The 19796-nt window shown below is 41.0% G+C and carries 26 protein-coding genes; 8 read left to right on the top strand and 18 right to left on the bottom strand.

Going from position 1 to position 19796, the window contains the following annotated elements; all coding sequences use genetic code 11:
• Nucleotides 1–1075 precede the first annotated feature (1075 nt).
• From rplQ to HC000_RS09080, 18 genes are all read right to left on the bottom strand, one after another.
• Nucleotides 1076–1477: a 50S ribosomal protein L17 gene (gene rplQ / locus HC000_RS09165; RefSeq protein ID WP_002959450.1), complete on the bottom strand. Its 402-nt coding sequence runs from the start codon at nt 1475–1477 to the stop codon at nt 1076–1078.
• A gap of 39 nt (nt 1478–1516) precedes the next feature.
• Nucleotides 1517–2503 carry a DNA-directed RNA polymerase subunit alpha gene (gene rpoA, locus HC000_RS09160; RefSeq protein WP_011329437.1) on the bottom strand — a complete coding sequence of 329 codons (987 nt, stop codon included), beginning with the start codon at nt 2501–2503 and terminating at the stop codon, nt 1517–1519.
• Nucleotides 2504–2527: 24 nt separating this feature from the next.
• Nucleotides 2528–3148 (bottom strand): 30S ribosomal protein S4, encoded by a 621-nt coding sequence (gene rpsD / locus HC000_RS09155; protein ID WP_011329438.1) that lies wholly within the window; start codon nt 3146–3148, stop codon nt 2528–2530.
• 21 nt (nt 3149–3169) lie between these two features.
• The gene (gene rpsK / locus HC000_RS09150; RefSeq protein ID WP_002959471.1) at nt 3170–3556 is read right to left on the bottom strand and encodes a 30S ribosomal protein S11; all 387 of its coding nucleotides are present in this window, start codon (nt 3554–3556) and stop codon (nt 3170–3172) included.
• Nucleotides 3557–3568: 12 nt separating this feature from the next.
• Nucleotides 3569–3925 (bottom strand): 30S ribosomal protein S13, encoded by a 357-nt coding sequence (rpsM, locus tag HC000_RS09145; RefSeq protein ID WP_006794252.1) that lies wholly within the window; start codon nt 3923–3925, stop codon nt 3569–3571.
• Between the two features lie 124 nt (nt 3926–4049).
• Nucleotides 4050–4163, bottom strand: a complete 114-nt coding sequence (gene rpmJ / locus HC000_RS09140) for a 50S ribosomal protein L36 (RefSeq protein ID WP_002959476.1) — start codon at nt 4161–4163, stop codon at nt 4050–4052.
• 22 nt (nt 4164–4185) lie between these two features.
• A complete protein-coding gene (secY, locus tag HC000_RS09135) occupies nt 4186–5514 on the bottom strand; it encodes a preprotein translocase subunit SecY (RefSeq protein ID WP_011329439.1) in 1329 nt (442 codons plus the stop codon).
• Nucleotides 5515–5524: 10 nt separating this feature from the next.
• On the bottom strand, nt 5525–5959 hold the full coding sequence (gene rplO, locus HC000_RS09130) for a 50S ribosomal protein L15 (RefSeq protein ID WP_011329440.1): 435 nt from the start codon (nt 5957–5959) through the stop codon (nt 5525–5527).
• 4 nt (nt 5960–5963) lie between these two features.
• A complete protein-coding gene (rpmD, locus tag HC000_RS09125) occupies nt 5964–6146 on the bottom strand; it encodes a 50S ribosomal protein L30 (RefSeq protein ID WP_011329441.1) in 183 nt (60 codons plus the stop codon).
• Between the two features lie 2 nt (nt 6147–6148).
• Nucleotides 6149–6655: a 30S ribosomal protein S5 gene (gene rpsE, locus HC000_RS09120; protein WP_011329442.1), complete on the bottom strand. Its 507-nt coding sequence runs from the start codon at nt 6653–6655 to the stop codon at nt 6149–6151.
• 9 nt (nt 6656–6664) lie between these two features.
• Nucleotides 6665–7015, bottom strand: coding sequence for a 50S ribosomal protein L18 (gene rplR, locus HC000_RS09115; protein ID WP_011329443.1), 351 nt, complete (start codon nt 7013–7015; stop codon nt 6665–6667).
• 9 nt (nt 7016–7024) lie between these two features.
• The gene (rplF, locus tag HC000_RS09110) at nt 7025–7558 is read right to left on the bottom strand and encodes a 50S ribosomal protein L6 (RefSeq protein ID WP_011329444.1); all 534 of its coding nucleotides are present in this window, start codon (nt 7556–7558) and stop codon (nt 7025–7027) included.
• Nucleotides 7559–7571: 13 nt separating this feature from the next.
• Nucleotides 7572–7964 carry a 30S ribosomal protein S8 gene (gene rpsH / locus HC000_RS09105; protein ID WP_011329445.1) on the bottom strand — a complete coding sequence of 131 codons (393 nt, stop codon included), beginning with the start codon at nt 7962–7964 and terminating at the stop codon, nt 7572–7574.
• Nucleotides 7965–7985: 21 nt separating this feature from the next.
• A complete protein-coding gene (gene rpsN, locus HC000_RS09100; protein WP_179807495.1) occupies nt 7986–8291 on the bottom strand; it encodes a 30S ribosomal protein S14 in 306 nt (101 codons plus the stop codon).
• A gap of 10 nt (nt 8292–8301) precedes the next feature.
• Nucleotides 8302–8841, bottom strand: a complete 540-nt coding sequence (gene rplE, locus HC000_RS09095; protein ID WP_011329447.1) for a 50S ribosomal protein L5 — start codon at nt 8839–8841, stop codon at nt 8302–8304.
• Nucleotides 8842–8857: 16 nt separating this feature from the next.
• Nucleotides 8858–9172 (bottom strand): 50S ribosomal protein L24, encoded by a 315-nt coding sequence (gene rplX, locus HC000_RS09090; protein WP_011329448.1) that lies wholly within the window; start codon nt 9170–9172, stop codon nt 8858–8860.
• A 10-nt stretch (nt 9173–9182) separates the two neighbouring features.
• Nucleotides 9183–9551, bottom strand: a complete 369-nt coding sequence (rplN, locus tag HC000_RS09085; RefSeq protein WP_011329449.1) for a 50S ribosomal protein L14 — start codon at nt 9549–9551, stop codon at nt 9183–9185.
• A gap of 272 nt (nt 9552–9823) precedes the next feature.
• Nucleotides 9824–11773, bottom strand: coding sequence for an AsmA family protein (locus HC000_RS09080; RefSeq protein WP_179807494.1), 1950 nt, complete (start codon nt 11771–11773; stop codon nt 9824–9826).
• Between the two features lie 424 nt (nt 11774–12197).
• Between HC000_RS09080 and HC000_RS09075 the strand changes: the two genes are divergently transcribed.
• The 8 genes from HC000_RS09075 (at nt 12198) to HC000_RS09040 (ending at nt 19773) form a co-directional block, all read left to right on the top strand.
• Nucleotides 12198–13361 (top strand): hypothetical protein, encoded by a 1164-nt coding sequence (locus HC000_RS09075; RefSeq protein WP_086998963.1) that lies wholly within the window; start codon nt 12198–12200, stop codon nt 13359–13361.
• A 265-nt stretch (nt 13362–13626) separates the two neighbouring features.
• Nucleotides 13627–14304, top strand: a complete 678-nt coding sequence (locus tag HC000_RS09070) for a TorF family putative porin (RefSeq protein ID WP_179807493.1) — start codon at nt 13627–13629, stop codon at nt 14302–14304.
• A gap of 186 nt (nt 14305–14490) precedes the next feature.
• Complete coding sequence (locus HC000_RS09065; RefSeq protein ID WP_011329454.1) at nt 14491–15204, top strand: YIP1 family protein; 714 nt, start codon at nt 14491–14493, stop codon at nt 15202–15204.
• 54 nt (nt 15205–15258) lie between these two features.
• A complete protein-coding gene (locus tag HC000_RS09060; protein ID WP_089368841.1) occupies nt 15259–16422 on the top strand; it encodes an efflux RND transporter periplasmic adaptor subunit in 1164 nt (387 codons plus the stop codon).
• A complete protein-coding gene (locus HC000_RS09055) occupies nt 16422–17129 on the top strand; it encodes an ABC transporter ATP-binding protein (RefSeq protein ID WP_179807492.1) in 708 nt (235 codons plus the stop codon). The genes HC000_RS09060 and HC000_RS09055 overlap by 1 nt, the downstream gene beginning before the upstream one ends.
• Nucleotides 17122–18360 (top strand): ABC transporter permease, encoded by a 1239-nt coding sequence (locus tag HC000_RS09050; protein WP_011329457.1) that lies wholly within the window; start codon nt 17122–17124, stop codon nt 18358–18360. Before HC000_RS09055 ends, HC000_RS09050 begins: the two co-directional genes overlap by 8 nt.
• Nucleotides 18361–18554: 194 nt before the next feature.
• The gene (locus tag HC000_RS09045; RefSeq protein WP_011329459.1) at nt 18555–19409 is read left to right on the top strand and encodes an endonuclease/exonuclease/phosphatase family protein; all 855 of its coding nucleotides are present in this window, start codon (nt 18555–18557) and stop codon (nt 19407–19409) included.
• A 1-nt stretch (nt 19410) separates the two neighbouring features.
• Nucleotides 19411–19773, top strand: a complete 363-nt coding sequence (locus tag HC000_RS09040; protein WP_257025475.1) for a YfeK family protein — start codon at nt 19411–19413, stop codon at nt 19771–19773.
• Nucleotides 19774–19796 lie beyond the last annotated feature (23 nt).

The following is a 19796-nucleotide window of genomic DNA, read 5'->3' as shown; positions in this document are numbered from 1 at the left end:
CTGTGCCGAAGCAACTTATAAATAAGTTACTTCTGTTGGTCACTCAGTTTTCAATTGAGACTCTAATTTTTTTGCCTCGCTAATTACCCATAAAGAGTAAGTAGATTGGCTGTTAGAACTCAATCTGTACGAGTGCCCACACAGATGATTGCTTTATATTGTTAAAGAACGTTTTGAGTCGCTTTAGCGTCTCAAGGGATGCGTATAATACATCCTTTATTTTTCGAGTCAACACTTAGTTTTAAACTTTCTTTTTGGAAGATTTAAAACCGAAGTTTTATTTAACTCTCTAAGTAGTTGCTGCCTTGCTATGCTTCGGCGTTTCCCTTCTCAGTGGGGTCGCATTATAGGGAGATCCGAAAACAGATCAACTGTTTTTTAAAGAAAACTTGAAATAAACTGCTGTTCGCTGAGTATTTGAGCTAAACGCTTAAAAACACAACTAAACTACTATCGTTAAGAAATTTATAGCGCTATTTGAAATTAAAGTTATGACAACTACTAATGAATAAAGACATATTTGGATCATCTATGCTAAATAACTAACCAATATGAGAAGACTCGTATTACTTAAAATCATTTAAAGTAATCAAAAGGCGAAAATTGAATTGATCGAGCTATGTTTAATCATAATTTAATAATATTAAGAAGTAAGTTTACTTAGGCCGTAATACTCAACCTTGATATGAGATTCTTAATATAGGTAAATAGGTAAATAGGTAAATGAGTACACGTTATGTCTTATAATCAGATTTATAAATATAAACTTCGTAGTGGGCCGCTCTACTGGATAATCTAAATTTTGGAGTTGTATTATATAATAGCTCTAAACGAACAATATATAATGAAGATAATCCTTAACCATGATCTGATAGGCTATTTTGAATGAGTAATAAGTAAAGAGTAACTTGGTAGGGATATTAAAGCAGGTGTTAAAACAACTTATCAATTTAGAATCTATGAGTCAGTACTCGTAAACGATCATAATAGAAGGTAATCACTGATTCATATAGATTAACAAATTTTAGGCAAGAAAAAGCCGAGCATAGGCTCGGCTTTTAGGTTTCTTTAAGACTTACTCTGCAGACTGTGCGTCTTCTTGAACTGCTTCGCTAGTCGCTGGGCGACCAACTAGTTCAATATAAGCCATTGGTGCATTATCACCAGTACGGAAGCCACACTTAAGAATACGAGTGTAACCACCTGGACGATCCGCGTTACGTGGACCGATTTCACTGAATAACTTACCAACAACTTCATTATCACGCGTGCGAGCAAACGCTAAACGGCGATTTGCTACACTGTCAGTCTTAGCCAGTGTGATTAAAGGTTCAATTACACGACGTAACTCTTTCGCTTTAGGCAAAGTAGTTTTGATGATTTCATGTTTCACCAAAGAACCTGCCATATTGCTAAACATCGCTTTACGATGGCTACTGTTACGGTTTAATTGACGACCACTCTTACGATGGCGCATGACCCTATCCTTCTAACTAAACTAATATAGTGATTTAGATTATTCAGCTAAACTTGCAGGTGGCCAATTTTCTAGGCGCATGCCTAGAGAAAGTCCACGTGAAGCTAGCACGTCTTTAATTTCAGTTAGAGACTTCTTACCTAAATTAGGCGTTTTAAGAAGCTCAACTTCAGTGCGCTGAACTAAATCACCGATATATTGAATTTGCTCGGCTTTCAAACAATTTGCTGAGCGTACTGTTAGTTCAAGATCATCAACTGGACGAAGTAGAATAGGATCGAATTCTGGCTTCTCTTCTTTCTCTTCTGGCTCAGTTACATCACGTAAATCTACGAATGCATCTAATTGCTCAGCTAAGATAGTAGACGCACGGCGGATCGCTTCTTCTGGATCTAAAGTGCCGTTTGTTTCCATATCAATGATTAACTTGTCTAAATCTGTACGTTGCTCAACTCGAGCTGATTCAACCGAGTACGCAATACGTTCAACTGGGCTAAATGATGCATCAAGCAACAATCTACCAATTGGACGCTCATCGTCATCAGAGGATAAACGACTAGATGCCGGCACATAACCACGACCACGTTCAACACGAATACGCATGCTGATCTCGCTGTTATTTGTTGTTAAATTACAAATAACATGATCTGGGTTAGCAATTGTTACATCGCCATCGTGCTGAATATCTGACGCAGTCACAGGGCCTACACCAGATTTAGCCAGGGTCAGAAAAACTTCATCTTTGCCTTCTAACGTTACTGCTAAACCTTTTAGGTTTAATAGTATTTCAATGATGTCTTCTTGAACGCCTTCTTTCGCGCTGTACTCATGCAATACACCGTCGATTTCAACTTCAGTTACTGCACATCCAGGCATAGATGAAAGCAGTATACGGCGTAAGGCATTACCCAAAGTGTGACCGAAGCCACGCTCAAGTGGTTCTAAAACTATTTTAGAACGTGTTGGGTTGATAGCGTCGATATCGACTAACCTTGGTTTTAGAAATTCTGTAACAGAACCCTGCATTTTATCCTCTCTTAACTCTTAACTTTACTTAGAGTAAAGTTCGACGATTAGTTGTTCATTAATGTCCGCAGACAGATCTGAACGCTCAGGTAGACGCTTAAAGCTGCCTTCCAATTTCTTACCGTCAACTTCAACCCAAGTCGGCTTTTCACGTTGCTCAGCCAACTCTAGAGCAGCGATGATACGTGCTTGTGTTTTAGACTTCTCACGGATTACAACAGTATCTTCTGGAGCAATTACGTATGAAGGAACATTCACAACACGACCATTAACTAAAATCGCTTTATGGCTTACTAACTGACGTGCTTCTGCACGTGTGCTAGCAAAACCCATGCGATATACAACATTGTCTAAACGTTGCTCTAATAGCTGTAACAAGTTTTCACCTGTATTACCTTTAAGGCGAGCAGCTTCTTTGTAGTAGTTACGGAATTGCTTTTCTAATACACCGTAGATACGACGTACTTTTTGCTTTTCACGTAATTGTAAACCGTAATCAGATAAGCGACCTTTACGAGCGCCATGCTGACCAGGTGCAGTCTCAAGTTTACACTTAGAGTCGATAGCTCTTACGCCGCTCTTAAGGAACAGGTCAGTGCCTTCACGACGACTCAGCTTGAGCTTAGGGCCCAAATATCTTGCCATGTTATTTCTCCTAACCTATTGTTAAACGCGACGTTTCTTCGGTGGACGACAACCATTATGTGGTATTGGCGTCACGTCAGTAATGTTGGTAATACGGTAGCCAGCAGCATTCAAAGCACGTACAGCAGATTCACGACCTGGACCTGGACCTTTGATGAAAACTTCTAGATTTTTTAAACCGTATTCTTGAGCAGCAGTACCTGCACGCTCTGCAGCAACCTGAGCAGCAAATGGAGTAGATTTACGTGAACCACGGAAACCTGAACCACCGGCAGTAGCCCATGATAGTGCATTACCTTGACGATCGGTAATCGTTACAATAGTGTTGTTGAAAGAAGCATGAACATGAGCCATACCATCAGCAACTTGTTTTTTAACCTTTTTACGACGAATTGGTGTCTTAGCCATAATACTATCCCCTTATCGCTTAATAGGCTTACGAGGACCCTTACGGGTACGCGCGTTAGTCTTAGTTCTTTGACCACGTAGTGGTAAAGAGCGACGGTGACGTAGGCCACGATAACAACCAAGGTCCATTAGGCGCTTGATATTTAAAGTAACTTCACGACGAAGATCACCTTCAACGGTGTACTTGCCAACTGCATCACGCAATACGTCAAGAGTTTCGTCTGAAAGTTCACCGATTTTTGTGGTCTCGGCGATACCAGTCGCTGCTAAGATAGCCTTAGAGCGAGTCTTACCTATGCCATAAATAGCTGTTAAACCAATAACTGCATGTTTATGATCAGGGACGTTAATGCCAGCAATACGGGCCACTAACACATCTCCTATATTCGAATTTGGTAATCATCTGTTTGAAGAGCCCGTAAGGATACTCAAACGAAGACCAAATCACTACTAAAAACACAGGCCGAGAAAACTCAGCCTGCACGCTGTTTACTTAACCTTGCCTTTGCTTATGCTTAGGCTCACTGCAAATTACGCGTACTACACCAGCACGTTTAATAACTTTACAGTTACGGCATATTTTCTTAACGGAAGCACGTACTTTCATTGCTCAACTCCGTAAACTGACCTTATCGACCATAGCCTTTAAGGTTCGCTTTTTTCAGCACAGAATCATACTGATGAGACATCAGGTGAGTCTGTACTTGTGCCATAAAGTCCATGATAACAACAACGATAATCAAAATTGATGTACCGCCGAAGTAGAATGGCGTTTGCCATGCCATTGTCATGAATTCAGGCACCAGACAGATAAAGGTTATATACAAAGCACCTGCCAATGTCAGGCGTGTCATCACTTTATCAATGTATTTAGATGTCTGCTCACCTGGACGAATACCTGGGATAAATGCGCCAGATTTCTTCAGGTTATCTGCTGTTTCACGTGGGTTAAACACCAACGCTGTGTAGAAAAAGCAGAAGAAGATGATAGCTGCTGCTAAAACCATTGCATACAGTGGCTGACCTGGGGTCAACGTTGTAGCTATAGCTTGTAAAACATCAGCGACCGGACCTTCACCCTGGCCGAACCAGCTGGCAATTGTACCAGGGAACAGAATTATACTGCTAGCGAAAATTGGTGGAATAACACCCGCCATATTTACTTTTAGTGGTAAATGCGTGCTTTGGGCAGCAAATACTTGACGACCTTGTTGGCGTTTAGCGTAGTTAACAACAATACGTCGTTGGCCACGTTCAAAAAACACTACAAGATAAGTAACAGCGAATACGATTACCGCAACCATCAACAGTACAAAAACATTCAAATCACCTTGGCGCGCCATTTCAGCTGTCGAACCAATAGCAGACGGCAGGTTAGCTACAATACCAACAAATATTAAAACAGAGATACCGTTACCGATACCACGCTCTGTTATTTGTTCGCCCAACCACATAAGGAACATAGTACCAGTCACTAAACTCACCACTGCGGTGAAATAGAAACCCATACCAGGGTTAACAACTAACCCTTCCATCATGCCCGGTAAGCTTGTGGCAATACCGATTGATTGGATAGTAGCAAGCACAAGCGTGCCATAGCGTGTGTACTGGCTAATTTTTTTACGCCCTTGCTCACCTTCTTTCTTAAGCTCTATAAACGGAGGATACATATGCGTTAATAGTTGCGTAATAATCGAAGCCGAGATATACGGCATAATACCCAGTGCTAACACTGAAGCTCGCTCAAGCGCACCACCGCTAAACATGTTGAACATCTCAACAATGGTGCCCTTTTGTTGCTCGAAGAAATCGGCAAGTACAGCGGCGTCAATCCCAGGGATCGGCACAAATGAACCTAGACGGTATATAATGATAGCACCTAATACGAAGAGTAATCGGCGCTTCAATTCCGAAAGTCCACCTTGTGCACTTTGCATATCTTGACCTGGTTTAGCCATTAGTACTTCCTTAGTCTTCTACCTTGCCTCCGGCAGCTTCGATAGCTTCGCGTGCACCTTTAGTGGCTCTAAGGCCCTTAACGGTAACAGCGCGTGAAACTTCGCCAGATTTAACAACTTTAACGAACAAAACGTTCTTTTTAACTAGACCAGCTGCTTGTAACGCGCTTAGGTCTACCACATCGCCTTCTACTTTAGCGATTTCGTATAGGTTTATTTCTGCAGATACTAATGATTTGCGAGAAGTGAAACCGAACTTAGGTAGACGACGTTGCATAGGCATTTGACCGCCTTCGAAACCAACGCGTACTTTACCGCCAGAACGTGATTTTTGACCTTTGTGACCACGGCCACCAGTCTTACCAAGACCAGAACCGATACCACGACCAACACGTTTTGGAGCAGTTTTTGAACCTGCAGCAGGTGAAAGTGTATTCAAATGCATGAAATTAACCCTCTACCTTAACCATGTAAGAAACCTGGTTTATCATACCACGTACACATGCTGTGTCTTCTAACTCAACAGTGTGGTTGATACGACGTAAACCAAGACCGCGTAATGTAGCTTTATGTTTCGGTAAACGACCGATAGAGCTTTTTACTTGTGTTACTTTTACAGTTTGATTTGCCATGGTTACCCCAGTATCTCGTCTATGCGAAGACCACGTTTAGCAGCAATCGACTGAGGAGAATTCATATTCTCAAGAGCAGAGATTGTTGCACGCACTACGTTGATTGGGTTAGTAGAACCGTAACATTTAGAAAGTACGTTCTGCACACCAGTCACTTCTAGTACCGCACGCATTGCACCACCAGCGATGATACCAGTACCTTCAGAGGCTGGTTTCATAAACACTTGTGAGCCAGCATGACGTCCTTTAACAGGATGCTGTAATGTGTTGCCATTTAGGTCTACATTGATCATATTGCGACGTGCTTTTTCCATTGCTTTTTGAATAGCAGCTGGAACTTCACGTGCTTTACCATAACCAAAACCTACTTTACCTGCGCCATCACCAACTACTGTTAGTGCTGTAAAGCTAAAGATACGACCACCTTTAACTACTTTAGACACACGGTTCACCGCGATTAGCTTTTCAGCTAGATCAGGCTGTTGTTGCTTTGCTTCTACGTTAGCCATTGTCTACTCCTAGAATTGCAAACCGGCTTCACGCGCAGCATCAGCTAGCGCCTTCACACGGCCGTGATATTTAAAGCCACTACGATCAAAAGCAATCTTTTCGATGCCTTTGTCAGCCGCACGTTCAGCAACCGCTTTACCAACTGCTTGCGCAGCTGCAACGTTGCCGGTGCCTTTAACTGTTTCGCAAATAGCTTTTTCAACAGTAGAAGCAGCAGCCAGTACAGTACCCTCAGCAGTAACTACTTGAGCGTATATGTGACGTGGCGTGCGGTGGATAACAAGACGCGTTGTGCCTTGTTCAATATAATTTCTACGAGTGCGTTTAGCACGACGTAGACGAGCTGTTTTTTTATCCATCGTCTTACCTTACTTCTTCTTAGCCTCTTTACGGCGCACATTCTCATCTGAATAACGAACACCCTTGCCTTTATATGGCTCAGGTTTACGGTATGCACGAATGTTAGCAGCTGTTTGACCAACTAACTGCTTATCTACGCCCTTAACTAGAACTTCTGTTTGGCTTGGAGTTTCAATCGTAATTCCTTCAGGAACTGCGAAATGAACTGGGTGCGAGAAACCAAGAGTTAAATCTAATGTTTTACCCTTAGCTGCTGCACGGTAACCAACGCCTACTAACTGAAGTTTCTTCTCGTAACCTTCATGCGTACCAACAATCATATTGTTGATTAGAGCGCGAGCAGTACCTGCTTGAGCCCATGCATCTGTTACGCCTTCACGAGGTAAAGTTGTAATAACGTTTTCTTCAACTTTTACTTCAACAGCGTTGTTGATAGTACGAGTTAATTCACCGTTTTTGCCTTTAACTGTGATTTCCTGGCCTTTTAATGTAACTTCTACACCGGCAGGAACACTAATTGGTGCCTTTGCTATGCGAGACATAGTTCCCCTCCGATTAAGCTACAAAACCAATGATTTCACCACCAACGCCTGCACTACGTGCTGCGCGGTCTGTCATTAGGCCTTTAGAAGTTGATACGATAGCGATACCTAGACCACCCATTACCTTTGGTAATTCGTCACGTCTCTTATAGATACGTAAACCAGGGCGGCTAACACGCTGGATATTTTCAATAACAGCTTTGCCTTCGAAGTACTTCAATTCGATAGAAAGCTCAGGTTTTACGTCGCCATTGATTGCGAAATCAGCGATGTAACCTTCATTTTTTAATACTTTAGCTACTGCTACTTTCAGTTTTGAATTAGGCATCGTTACAGATACTTTCTTCGCTGACTGACCGTTACGGATTCGTGTAAACAAATCCGCGATAGGATCTTGCAAGCTCATAGTCTTACTCCCGTGATTCTTTTACCAGCTAGCTTTTTTAAGGCCAGGAATTTCACCGCGCATAGCTGCTTCGCGAACTTTAATACGGCTCATGCCGAATTTGCGAAGGAAACCATGTGGGCGGCCCGTAATGTTACAACGATTACGCTGACGTACAGGGCTAGAATCACGTGGTAAAGCTTGTAGCTTAAGTACCGCGTCCCAACGATCATCTTCAGATGTATTAACATCACTGATGATAGCTTTTAGTGCTGTGCGCTTTTCAGCGAACTGAGAAACTAGTTTTGTGCGCTTTGCTTCGCGCGCTTTCATAGAATTCTTTGCCATAACCCTACCCTTATTTCTTGAATGGGAAGTTAAACGCTTCTAACAACGCACGGCCTTCCTCATCAGATTTCGCAGAAGTAGTGATAGTAATATCCATACCGCGTACACGGTCTACTTTATCGTAATCGATTTCTGGGAAGATGATTTGTTCACGTACGCCCATGCTGTAGTTACCACGTCCATCAAAAGACTTAGCACTTACGCCACGGAAGTCGCGAATACGTGGGATAGCGATTGATACCAAACGCTCAAAAAAGTCCCACATACGTTCGCCACGTAGGGTTACTTTACAACCTATCGGGTAACCTTCACGCACTTTGAAGCCAGCAACAGATTTGCGTGCTTTAGTGATTAGAGGTTTCTGACCAGAGATTGCAGCTAGATCCGCAACAGCGTTATCTAGAATTTTCTTGTCAGCTAGGGCTTCGCCCACGCCCATATTCAATGTGATCTTTTCGATCAGAGGGACTTGCATGACAGAGCTGAAACCAAACTTCTCTTGAAGTTCAGCTACTACTTTGTCTTTATATACTTCATGCAGTTTCGCCATCATTCTACTCCAACTATTAAATAGTTTTACCAGTAGATTTAAAGATACGTAATTTCTTACCATCTTCAATCTTGAAACCTACACGATCTGCTTTACTCGTTTCCGAGTTGTAGATCGCAACGTTTGATACGTCGATAGACGCTTCTTTCTCAACAATACCGCCAGGCTGGTTCAATTGTGGAACCGGCTTTTGGTGCTTTTTGATCAAGTTTATGCCTTCGACAAATAATCTTCCAGATTCAGTAACAACTGAAAGCACTTTTCCGCGCTTACCTTTGTCTTTACCTGCTAGAACGATTACTTCGTCATCACGACGGATTTTTGCTGCCATGATAGACTCCTTACAGTACTTCTGGGGCTAGTGAAACGATTTTCATGAACTTATCATTACGAAGTTCACGAGTCACAGGGCCGAAGATACGAGTACCAATAGGCTGCAAGTTATCATTTAAGATAACAGCTGCATTGCTATCGAAACGGATCAAAGAACCGTCTGGACGACGAACGCCTTTTTTGGTGCGCACAACTACCGCGTTTTTAACATCACCTTTCTTCACTTTACCGCGAGGAATAGCTTCTTTTACAGAAACTTTAATGATGTCGCCAATCGCTGCATAGCGACGGTGAGAACCACCAAGGACTTTTATACACTGCACTTTGCGAGCGCCGCTGTTATCAGCAACTTCCAGCTGAGTTTGCATTTGGATCATGTTAATGACCTCCGGTGTAGTAATTACAACTTGTCTTAAATTCGTTTAAAATCAAGACATTTCGATTGAAATCCACTCAAAAAACAAGCTAGTTGTCTCTTAAGGGCGGGCAATTGTACCAGCATTACGGGGGGAGCGGTAGGTTATTTTTTAATTAATTATGAGGGAAAGCTAATTAATATTGAGTAATTACGGCTATCTAGCTATTTTACATATGGTTACAAAACAAACAAGGCACTATCTTAGTGCCTTGTAGATTATTTATCAGGGTTTTAGCCAAACAAACCTTTCAATTTATCTTTAAGTTTGTCTTTTGCTTTTTCTTTGAGCTTTTCTTTTGCTTCTTCTTTAAGCGCATTACCAAAATCAAGCTTAATGCCTACATCATGGAATGGCCCTTTAATACGCAGTGGTATTTTAAAGCCGGTACTATCATCGGTTGTACCCTGCCCCTCAATAGAACCGACTATACCGGTTACTAGTCGGTAATTAATAATAGTATTAGGTAAATCCACATCACCTTCGCCTGAAATACGGATCAGTGGGCTGATTAACGACAGGTCGTTATTATGGCCCACCCCATTAGTAAACTTAAAGCTACCCGTTAATGCTGAGAAGTCGGTTTGCTGTGACTTATCAAAGCCAGTATCTAGTCCTTCTGATACAGCCCCTACATTACCTTTAAGCAACTCTTTACCTTTGCGAATCATTTCAGCTACATTTGCGCCTTGTACTGCGCCATTAGCAAACTCAAACCCTAACTCACCATTGAGTGCGTTAACAAACTCTTTTTGGCTTTGCCCATTTGTGGTTAAGTTCCAATTTAATGAGCCATTACCCATTAATTTATCAAATCCTGCGGCATCGGTTAATAACGGTTGTGCATCAATACCTGCCAAATCAAAATTAGTGGTTATTTTATAAGGTATTTGCTGGGCATTAATATTAATTGCCCCTTTCCCTGTTCCCTCATAGGCTGCAAAGTTATCTAAGCTTAATTTAGCGACACTATTTTTTAACGCTACTGTAAATTGGTTTGCACCGAGTTTAATATCGTTAGCTTTTAAACCGCTTGAGCGTATTACTACATTAGCATCAAGCGTATTTAAGGCACTTAAGTCTATTTTAGTGTCGTCCCATACAATAGGCTCTGCTGGTTTAGTTTCGTCTGTAGTTGGCTGCTCTTTTTTAGCTACGGCTTCTGGTAAGTATGGGTTTAAGTCAAGCATACCTAAGTCAATGTTTGCCATTACAGCAAGTCGTTTACCTAAATTAAGCTCACTTTTACCTTTTATTTGCAGTGCATCTAATGTGGCAATAAGCTCTTCAAGCTTAAATTGCTCACCCGCTAAATGCATTTTGCCATTTACACTAAAAGCATTAAAGGCGTTATCTTTGGCGTTTAACTCTACACCTTGCCATTTGGCTATATTTTTTACCGAGTCTCCACTTAGCGCTAACTGACCTTTTATATCTTGGCCTTGTTTAGCAATAGTTCCCTCAAAGGTTAAATCAACTAAACGTGAATCTAAACTCTGCTGAATATTAAAAGTAGTGCCTTCGATCGCTTTTGCTGGCGTATCTAGTTTTACATCAAGCTCAAAGCGCTCTTGCATGTAAGTTATTGCGCCTTTTACTTCTAATGTTTTACGCAGTGATGGAAGTAAAATAGCCAGCTCTAAATCACTTATTTGCTGTTTAACCCCGGTTTTACCATCTAAATAAGTAAAGGTACCACCATAAATGGCAACCTCCCCTAGCTCAATGTCAAAGTTCTCAGGTAATTTTATAGCTTCCGCAGATCCTGTTTGCTCTTTAGGCTGCTCAGCTACCGCATCAAATAGCTGCCAGTTAGCTTTACCGTTTTTATCGGTCTCTAATAAAATATCAGGCTCGTTAATAACAAACTTATCGAGTTTAAATTCACCATCTAATAGCGATAGCCAAGGGATGTGTACTGCAAGCTGCTGCATACTTGCCATATCGGCGCGAGAGCCCGATTTCATGTTGGCAAAATGTACATCATTAAGTTCTAATTTTAATGCAGGAAATACACTCAGCGTTTTATCGCCTTTAATAGTTAATGTACGTCCTGTGGTTTGTTCTACCTGCTCAGAGACTTTATTAAAAATAGCATCAGTAGGAATTAAAAAGGGTGCTGCAACGATAAGTGCAATACATAACAGCAGTATTACACCTATAATTTTAAATAAGGTTTTCATGATCGTCCTTTCAAATGTGCAAATAATACTCATATCATAGCGAGAGTTATCACTAAAATCATTGTCAGTACTAAAAAAAATAACTTTCAACTAATTTATTTTTTAATGATGAATCTACGCGCTAATAATATCAACACTATTTAAATATTAACAAACAACACATGAACGCTTTATAAAAAACAACAAATCATTACTTTTCAACAAGTAAGACATGAAAAACACACTGTCGTATGATTTTCAAACAATCTAAACTAATTGAGTTTTCGTCACTTAAGTTAACTATTTTATTGTTTTAATAAATTAATAATTATGAGCACTTTAACTGTTGTATTCTTAAGGCTTGTATATGCCTCTGTTGTTATTGCAAGATTTGCGCTAAAATAGACCAGCTAAAAAATGCATCTAACTCGAGGTTCTACAAGGCATGAAAAAACTGCTAATTTCACCGTCACAAATGTCGCTAGGCGAGCAAGAAAACCAAATATACCAAAACATTCTGAAGCAATCCTCAGAACTCAGCCTAAATCTAATGGCCGTGAAAGTAGAAAACCACCCAGATGATTTTTTACTTTGGTGCTATGAACTGCTTAACGCAAGCAAAGATCGTATGAATTACGACTTGCTAGAGCCGCAACAGTTACCAGTACTAAAAAAACTGCACGACCAACTTATTTCTGCTATTAGCTTTTTACAAGTTAAAACGTTACGTGTAGCGCCTTGGCCTGTAGTAACTACATTTATTGAGCAGCACAAAGATCTTATTGCACTTGATGAGCAGCTTCGCTTAACAAGCTACATTGCAAGCATTCGCCCGCAATCACTTAAAGATATGATCCCAGAAGACTTACTTGCGTTTAGTGGTAAGCACATGGCATCGCTTGATCCAAGCACTTACAACTTTGATGTTGAATGGTTTGCATCAACTAAAAGCGCTAAAGCGTTTCATCAACTACTGGCTGATATGCCTGATGCGTTTGATGATGCACTTAGCAATATTCCGTTGGAAGGTAATATTACTCATTATGAGTACCAGCAATTTGTTGCTGCTTACTTAAAAGCTTTTAGCGATGGTAACGAAAAGCCAACGCTCGCTCCAGCGACTCGCTTATTAGCGATGCGTCGTCCTGACGTATTTACTCCTATTAGCAATAATAGATTAGATGCTTTATGTGGCGCACTGGGTGTTAGCAAGCTAAAAAACACTGACTTTGAGCGTTACTGGCAAGACATAGTACAGAAAATTCAAACTCTGTCTTGGTTTAAAATGGCTAAAGCAGACAACGAATTAGAAGAGCAGCTGGTAAGCATTAAAGCGCTTATTCCGTGCTTTTTTTACTATGCAGACACCACAACAGCCGATAGCTCTAATTACATCAAGCTGCTAAGCAAGCCAAAGCGCAGTACTTCAGGTACAGGTAAAACTAAGCGTAGAGGTAAAGAATCTGCAGAAATTTTAGTAGACCGCGCACTTGCAGCTGACGATATTCCTGAGCATATTCGTAGCAAACGTGATTCTATTATTAATGAAGTACAAAAAGGTCGTGGAGTTAACGAAACAATTAGCTTAATGCGTACTATTTTTGGTTAATTATTAATAACTAACCTAGCAGCGCCGATTTGGTGCAGCTAGGTTAATTTATGCACCACAAATGTAAACCCCCTTAAAATCTTATCTCTGCACCTCTCCCTCTACTAATTATAAGCTATTGTTTTAAAACACCTAAAACCATATTCACTGCAATAAAGTGAAGCTGGCATACCCCGTGCAATCTTCTTTTCTGTTAAATAATAAAATGCTGCCAAGCTATAAGCCTTAAAGCTTTGGCATGCAATCATATAACAGGAACTAAAACATGCTAAAACTACAAAAAGTCATAACAATAGCAGCACTCTCTTTAGTTAGTGTCGCATCAACAGCAACCTATGCTGAAGTAACCGCTAATGCGGCAGCAACATCAAACTATTTATGGCGCGGACAAGAACAAACCAGTGGTGATGCTGCCATTTCAGGCGGCATTGACTACACCAACGAGTCTGGTTTTTATGCCGGTGCTTGGGCATCAAATGCCTCTTGGGCCGATGAGATGACCTATGAATTAGACTTGTATGCAGGCTTTGGTGGCGCTATTAATGAAAGCGTGAGCTACGATGTTGGTTACATTTATTATGCATACCCAGATGCAGCTTCCACGGCTGATGCTGACTTTTCTGAGATTTACGGCAGTATAAGTGTAAAAGGCTTCACCTTTGGTGCTGCTGTATTAGCAACCTCTGCAGCAAGTGGTGACGGTACAGACTTTGCTGACTCACTTTACCTAACGGCAGATTATGCTTTTGCTGTTGGCAATAACGGCACCGAAATAGCATTTCATTTAGGCCACTACTCTGGTGATTTTATAGGTGATGACAATATTATTGATTATGGCATAGCAGTATCTAAAGATGGTTTCACTTTTGGTTTATCTGATACCGATATAGATGGCTCTGACGTAAAAGCCTATGTTGCTTATTCAGTAGACTTTACACTTTAAAAATTACACTGTAATTGCTGCAACCCAAGAGCCGAAAGGCTCTTTTTTAGTTTTAGCAGCATAAATAACCTGGCCACTAAACAAACTACGTTAACAAACCGTTACAATAAAATAATCACCTTATCTTCATTTTGCCTTATGCTATAGCCAGTAATTCCCCCCAAATTAGGTTATTAAGGAATAATAATGAAGTCACCTAACGCGCTAAGCGCACTAATCGATATTTATATCAGCCCAAGTAAAGCGTTTAATGGTATAGAGCAAGCAAAAGGCTGGTCATGGTTGGCCCTTATTTGTATAGCAGTTGCCACCGCCGCGAGTATGTTTGTTTTTTATAATAGTGTTGATATACAGTTTTTAATTAATGAGCAAGTAGCCGTTTCAAGTGTTGATGCCACTATTGGCGAGCAAAAAATGATTCGTCAAGCGATTGAACAAAATGCCCCAAACCAAATGTGGTTTGGCATGATCGGCGGTATTATTGGCATAGTAATAATGAATGCTTTAGTTGCACTTTATTATATGCTGATAGCTAAACTCGATCCTAACTCACAACATAGTTACGGTGCTTGGTATGGCTTTTCATTATGGACAATGATGCCTACGGTTATTTCAAGCCTTGGCACTATCGCCTTAGTATTAATGGCCAACACAGATCAAATTTCGCAACAAGCGGTGTTTAGTTACGCTTCTATCAATCAGCTCATTGTTGGGCTTGATGCCACACATACTTTTTATACCTTACTAGAATCAATTAACCTGTTCACTATTTGGAGCATTGCGCTGGGCATGGTTGGGCTAAAATGCTGGACTAATTTCTCAACTAATAAAGCGCTGCTGTTTGCAGCCTTACCAAGTATTATTATTTTTAGTGTTTGGGCGATTATAGCCGCACTTTAATTATTATGCAGAGGCAAGTTAGCCTCTGCACATTTTCACTCACGGACCGATAAAATGAAAAAAGCCATTATCATCACACTCGCTATTGCCGCTTTTATAGCGTTAATTGTATCAAAACAAATTTCTGGTGATAAAAAACAGCCCGAGGTAAATATCGCCCATGTTGAACTAGGCAATATTGCCGACTCAATAATGGCGTCTGGTAACTTAGTATTTAATACTCAAGTTCAGCTGCGCTCTGAAGTTACCGGCCGAGTAGATAAAGTATTTGTCGAAGAAGGCCAAAGTGTAAAACAAGGCGATATTTTAATGCGCCTTGATACCACTGCATTTGAATCTGAAGTAACCCGCAATAAAGCACTACTACGTGCCACCGAAATAGAAATTAAACATAGCCAAATTCGCTTAGTTAACTTTGAGCGCCAACTAAAAAGACAAAAAGAGCTTTACGATGTCGGTTTGGGCAATGAAGAAGCCTATGAAAACCTAGCAAGTGCCCGCGACTTAGCTAAAATAGATATTGAATCTCGTAAAGAGTCGTTTAACCAAGCTCATGCGTCGTTGCAAATTGCCCAAGATCGGTTAAATAAAAGTGTTTTTAAAGCGCCTATGAGTGGCCTATTGGCTTCGGTTAATATTAAAGAAGGCGAAACGGTTATTGCCGGAACGACCAATATAATAGGCTCTGATTTAATGCTGGTTGCTGACCCCAGTGCTATTTTAGCTGAGTTGCGGGTTGATGAAACCGACATAGCCAGTATTAAACTCCACCAAAAAGCAAATATTTATGCCGCTGCTTATCCTAACAATCCTTTTACTGGCACAGTAATAAACATTGGTACCTCGGCTAAAAATCAGCCTGGCTCACAAGGGTTATCATTTAAGGTAAAAGTATTACTCGATGCTACCGATCGTCAACTATATGCCGGAATGAGCTGTAGAGCAGAAATTGCCACCAGCATTGCCGAAAATGGTTTAAAGTTACCAATAGAAGCAATTCAAAAACAAGACGACAGCACCTTTGTTTGGCGCCTAAATAACGACAACAGCGTTAGTAAAGTAACCGTAGCTGTTGGTATATCATCAGATATTGAACAAGCAATTACCGAGGGGCTCAATGAAGGTGACAAAATAGTTATTGGCCCGGCTCGCCCTATTAGTACTTTAAAAGAAGGCGACACAGTAAAAGTAAAAGCCGCTGCGAAGGAAAACAACTAATGACTGCGGTGATCAAGCTTGAGCATATTAATAAACAATACAAAATGGGCGCTGAGATATTTAAAGCACTTGATGATGTAAACATTAGCATTATGCCCAATGAATATGTGGCCATTATTGGCCCCTCAGGATCTGGCAAGTCTACCCTAATGAATTTGTTAGGCTGCTTAGATACCCCCACCAGCGGCGAGTATTATTTAAAAGATAAGTTAGTAAAAAGTATGACCGAAACCGAGCTTGCGCACCAACGCAACGAAAGCGTCGGATTTATATTTCAAAGCTTTAACTTATTACCACGCGCATCGGCGCTAGAAAATGTAATGCAGCCTTTAGTTTACCGCTTTACCCCTAGCAAACAACGCAAACAACAAGCCCTTGAGGCGCTAAAGCGCGTGGGCTTAGCCGACAAAGTAAATCACTTATCAAGCCAGCTGTCGGGCGGGCAACGTCAACGAGTTGCTATTGCTCGTGCTTTAGTCACTAAACCGCATATATTATTAGGTGATGAGCCAACCGGTAACTTAGACAGTAAAACCACCCGCGAAATTATGGCCTTATTTGATGAGCTGCATAACGAAGGGCATACCATTATTTTGGTTACACATGAGCAAGAAATTGCCGACCACTGTCAGCGGGTAATTCGCTTAGCGGATGGTAAAGTAGTGAGTGACGTAACTAAAAACCAAGGAGCAAGGCAGCATGTTTAAACTTGCACTGGCCACTATGGAAGGCACTAAAGCCGCATTTTCGGCAATTAAAGCAAATGCTATGCGCTCTGCCCTCACCTGTTTAGGTATTATTATTGGCGTGGCCGCAGTAGTAACTGTGGTTGCTGTAATGCAAGGCTTTACCAAGCAAATAAACGATCAGTTCGCTGATATGTCGCCCGATGTAACTACTATTAAGGCGTATACCAGTATTGAGCTAGAAATGGTTGGTAAAAATGCAAAACTTAGCTACGACGATTTTTTAACCTTAAAAGCACGAGTAAAAGAAGCAGAAACACTCACCGCACTAATGTTTACTTGGCGTTTTTCGGGCGGAGCTGAGTATGGTAATAAAAGTCATTCATCGCGGGTTATGGGTACTGAGCAAGACTATCAAAAAGCATACCGTACCTACCCCGATCTAGGCCGTTTTATTCGCGCTGAAGACGACGAAAAACGCCGCCGCGTAGCTTTTATTGGGCCGTCAATTATCGAAAAATTAAACTTACCCAGCAATCCGGTAGGTGAATACATAAAGCTAGGTGGCGAATGGTTTAGAATTATTGGTGTAGCCGAAAAACAAGGTAGCTTTTTGGGCTTTGATCAAGACGATTATATTAATATTCCCATTAGCACTATGAGTGCGTTAGAGGGAGGCAATACGCAAAGTAATGTACAAATTATGTTTAGGCTTGAAGACAACGCTAACGAAGAGCAGGTACTAGCAAAAATTACTCGTATACTGCGCCAGTTACATAAACTTAAAGACGGCGACGACAATGACTTTGAATTTGAAACTGCTGAAAAAGCCCGCGCCCAAGTAGATAAATTTACCGGTAGTGCCACTGCCATAACCGCAGGTATTGTTGGTATTAGCTTATTAGTTGGTGGCATAGGTGTAATGAATATTATGTTAGTGTCGGTAACTGAGCGCACCCGCGTGATTGGCACCCTTAAAGCGCTAGGCGCTACACCCGGCTTTATAATGTTGCAGTTTTTAGTTGAGGCTGTGGTGTTATCGCTATTTGGCGGGTTGATTGGGCTTGCCATTGGTTATGGTGCAGCGGGGCTTATTTCGTTTATGGTTCCTAGCATGCCAGATGCGTATATTCCGGCATGGGCGGTAATGTTGTCGTTTGGTTTTACTTCATTAATTGGCATAGTGTTTGGTTTAGCCCCAGCCATTAAAGCCGCCAGGCTCAACCCTATAGATGCACTGCGTTACGAGTAACAATAGCATTGTAGTTGCTTACAAGGATGTAAGCCTAGTACATAATTAACACAGTGATTAAAACTCTCTTTAAACTTCAAGCACAAAGTATTACCCTACTTAAACACCACTTAAAAAATGAACTTTTAACGCTTAAACCACCCAAAGTACACACTATTGATATTGCTCACGGCTAATTTTAAATAAGGTATTAAATGCACAAAAAGCTAATACGTTGCATTATTGCTGCATGCTCTTTTTTAACTATAAACTCTAGCTTGGCGCTAGCACAACTAAACCCATCAGATGAAGCGCAAGGTATAACCGAAACCGCATATACTCCTCTGCGTTGTAATCAGCAACTACAGGCAAGTAGGCAAAAAACATACAGCCGTAAGTTTATTGTTCCTCAACAAGCTAGGTTACTCTCATGGAATATTTATAAGGCACAAAACCAAGGCCTATATAAAGATTTAACTCACCTTAATGAAAGTGCTGATATTGTTTTATTACAAGAGGCTATTGTAGATACACGCCTTACTAGCCTTAAACCTTTTTGGCGTTTTTCGCCCGGTTATAAAAGTGGCAATGTACAATCTGGTGTAATGACGCTTAGCCGCTGGCCTGCAACTGTACATTGTACTTTTATTCATAAAGAGCCATGGTTACGAAGCCCAAAAGCAACTAACATTGTTGAATATGCAATGGCTAACCAACAACGCTTATTGAGCGTTAATTTGCACGGCATTAACTTTACATTTGGTACTAAAGCCTACGCGCAACAGTTACAAGCCAGTATAAAAATAATGCAACAACACAAAGGGCCAATTCTTTTTGCGGGCGATTTAAACGCATGGAGCGATGCACGCCAAAAGCTAGTTAATGACGCGCTGACTAAACTGGGCCTTAAAGAAGCTATATACGTAGATGACAAGCGTACAAAAGCATTTGGTTTAGCCCTGGATCAAGTGTGGGCTCGTGGTGTTGTTATTTCTGATACTTTAGTAAGCGAATATAACAGCTCTGATCACAACCCTATTTTAGCCACTTTAAAAGTTGATGATGTATAACATGAAAAAAACTCGTATTTATTCTGCTTGGCTACTGACCATATTATTCACCTTTTTTAGCCAAATAAGCCTAGCTGCACACCCCAACCAATTACCTAATCAAGAACCCAATCGAGAACCCGACCAAGAAGTGCAGCATTTAATTACCTTTATTAGCAACAGCAACGCCACTTTTATCCGCAATGGCGATGAACATACTAGCAAAGAAGCCGCCGAGCATTTAGCCATGAAATACCGTAAAGCTAAACGTTATGCAAAAACAGCCGACGACTTCATTAATAATCTCGCTAGTAAAAGTTCATGGAGTGGTAAAGCCTACACGGTAATTTTAAGCAGTGGTGCTAAGTTAACCGCAAATAGCTGACTAACCAATGAGCTAATACGATT

The organism is Pseudoalteromonas sp. MIP2626, assembly GCF_013414205.1.
Lineage (GTDB): Bacteria > Pseudomonadota > Gammaproteobacteria > Enterobacterales > Alteromonadaceae > Pseudoalteromonas > Pseudoalteromonas nigrifaciens.
The sequence above is the reverse complement of the archived record's forward strand: the minus strand, read 5'-3'. Positions and strand labels throughout refer to the sequence as shown.

Excerpts from the sequence above, each read along its gene's own strand:
- HC000_RS09060 (WP_089368841.1), top strand. The coding sequence starts at position 15,259 with ATGAAAAAAGCCATTATCATCACACTCGCTATTGCCGCTTTTATAGCG.
- HC000_RS09040 (WP_257025475.1), top strand. The coding sequence starts at position 19,411 with ATGAAAAAAACTCGTATTTATTCTGCTTGGCTACTGACCATATTATTC.
- HC000_RS09070 (WP_179807493.1), top strand. The coding sequence starts at position 13,627 with ATGCTAAAACTACAAAAAGTCATAACAATAGCAGCACTCTCTTTAGTT.
- rplN (WP_011329449.1), bottom strand. The coding sequence starts at position 9,551 with ATGATCCAAATGCAAACTCAGCTGGAAGTTGCTGATAACAGCGGCGCT.
- rpoA (WP_011329437.1), bottom strand. The coding sequence starts at position 2,503 with ATGCAGGGTTCTGTTACAGAATTTCTAAAACCAAGGTTAGTCGATATC.
- rpsH (WP_011329445.1), bottom strand. The coding sequence starts at position 7,964 with ATGAGCTTGCAAGATCCTATCGCGGATTTGTTTACACGAATCCGTAAC.
- rplF (WP_011329444.1), bottom strand. The coding sequence starts at position 7,558 with ATGTCTCGCATAGCAAAGGCACCAATTAGTGTTCCTGCCGGTGTAGAA.
- rplX (WP_011329448.1), bottom strand. The coding sequence starts at position 9,172 with ATGGCAGCAAAAATCCGTCGTGATGACGAAGTAATCGTTCTAGCAGGT.
- HC000_RS09055 (WP_179807492.1), top strand. The coding sequence starts at position 16,422 with ATGACTGCGGTGATCAAGCTTGAGCATATTAATAAACAATACAAAATG.
- HC000_RS09075 (WP_086998963.1), top strand. The coding sequence starts at position 12,198 with ATGAAAAAACTGCTAATTTCACCGTCACAAATGTCGCTAGGCGAGCAA.
- rpmJ (WP_002959476.1), bottom strand. The coding sequence starts at position 4,163 with ATGAAAGTACGTGCTTCCGTTAAGAAAATATGCCGTAACTGTAAAGTT.
- rplQ (WP_002959450.1), bottom strand. The coding sequence starts at position 1,477 with ATGCGCCATCGTAAGAGTGGTCGTCAATTAAACCGTAACAGTAGCCAT.
- rpsN (WP_179807495.1), bottom strand. The coding sequence starts at position 8,291 with ATGGCAAAGAATTCTATGAAAGCGCGCGAAGCAAAGCGCACAAAACTA.
- rplO (WP_011329440.1), bottom strand. The coding sequence starts at position 5,959 with ATGCATTTGAATACACTTTCACCTGCTGCAGGTTCAAAAACTGCTCCA.
- rplE (WP_011329447.1), bottom strand. The coding sequence starts at position 8,841 with ATGGCGAAACTGCATGAAGTATATAAAGACAAAGTAGTAGCTGAACTT.
- HC000_RS09045 (WP_011329459.1), top strand. The coding sequence starts at position 18,555 with ATGCACAAAAAGCTAATACGTTGCATTATTGCTGCATGCTCTTTTTTA.
- HC000_RS09080 (WP_179807494.1), bottom strand. The coding sequence starts at position 11,773 with ATGAAAACCTTATTTAAAATTATAGGTGTAATACTGCTGTTATGTATT.
- rpsE (WP_011329442.1), bottom strand. The coding sequence starts at position 6,655 with ATGGCTAACGTAGAAGCAAAGCAACAACAGCCTGATCTAGCTGAAAAG.
- rpsD (WP_011329438.1), bottom strand. The coding sequence starts at position 3,148 with ATGGCAAGATATTTGGGCCCTAAGCTCAAGCTGAGTCGTCGTGAAGGC.
- rplR (WP_011329443.1), bottom strand. The coding sequence starts at position 7,015 with ATGGATAAAAAAACAGCTCGTCTACGTCGTGCTAAACGCACTCGTAGA.
- secY (WP_011329439.1), bottom strand. The coding sequence starts at position 5,514 with ATGGCTAAACCAGGTCAAGATATGCAAAGTGCACAAGGTGGACTTTCG.
- HC000_RS09065 (WP_011329454.1), top strand. The coding sequence starts at position 14,491 with ATGAAGTCACCTAACGCGCTAAGCGCACTAATCGATATTTATATCAGC.
- rpsK (WP_002959471.1), bottom strand. The coding sequence starts at position 3,556 with ATGGCTAAGACACCAATTCGTCGTAAAAAGGTTAAAAAACAAGTTGCT.
- rpmD (WP_011329441.1), bottom strand. The coding sequence starts at position 6,146 with ATGGCAAATCAAACTGTAAAAGTAACACAAGTAAAAAGCTCTATCGGT.
- HC000_RS09050 (WP_011329457.1), top strand. The coding sequence starts at position 17,122 with ATGTTTAAACTTGCACTGGCCACTATGGAAGGCACTAAAGCCGCATTT.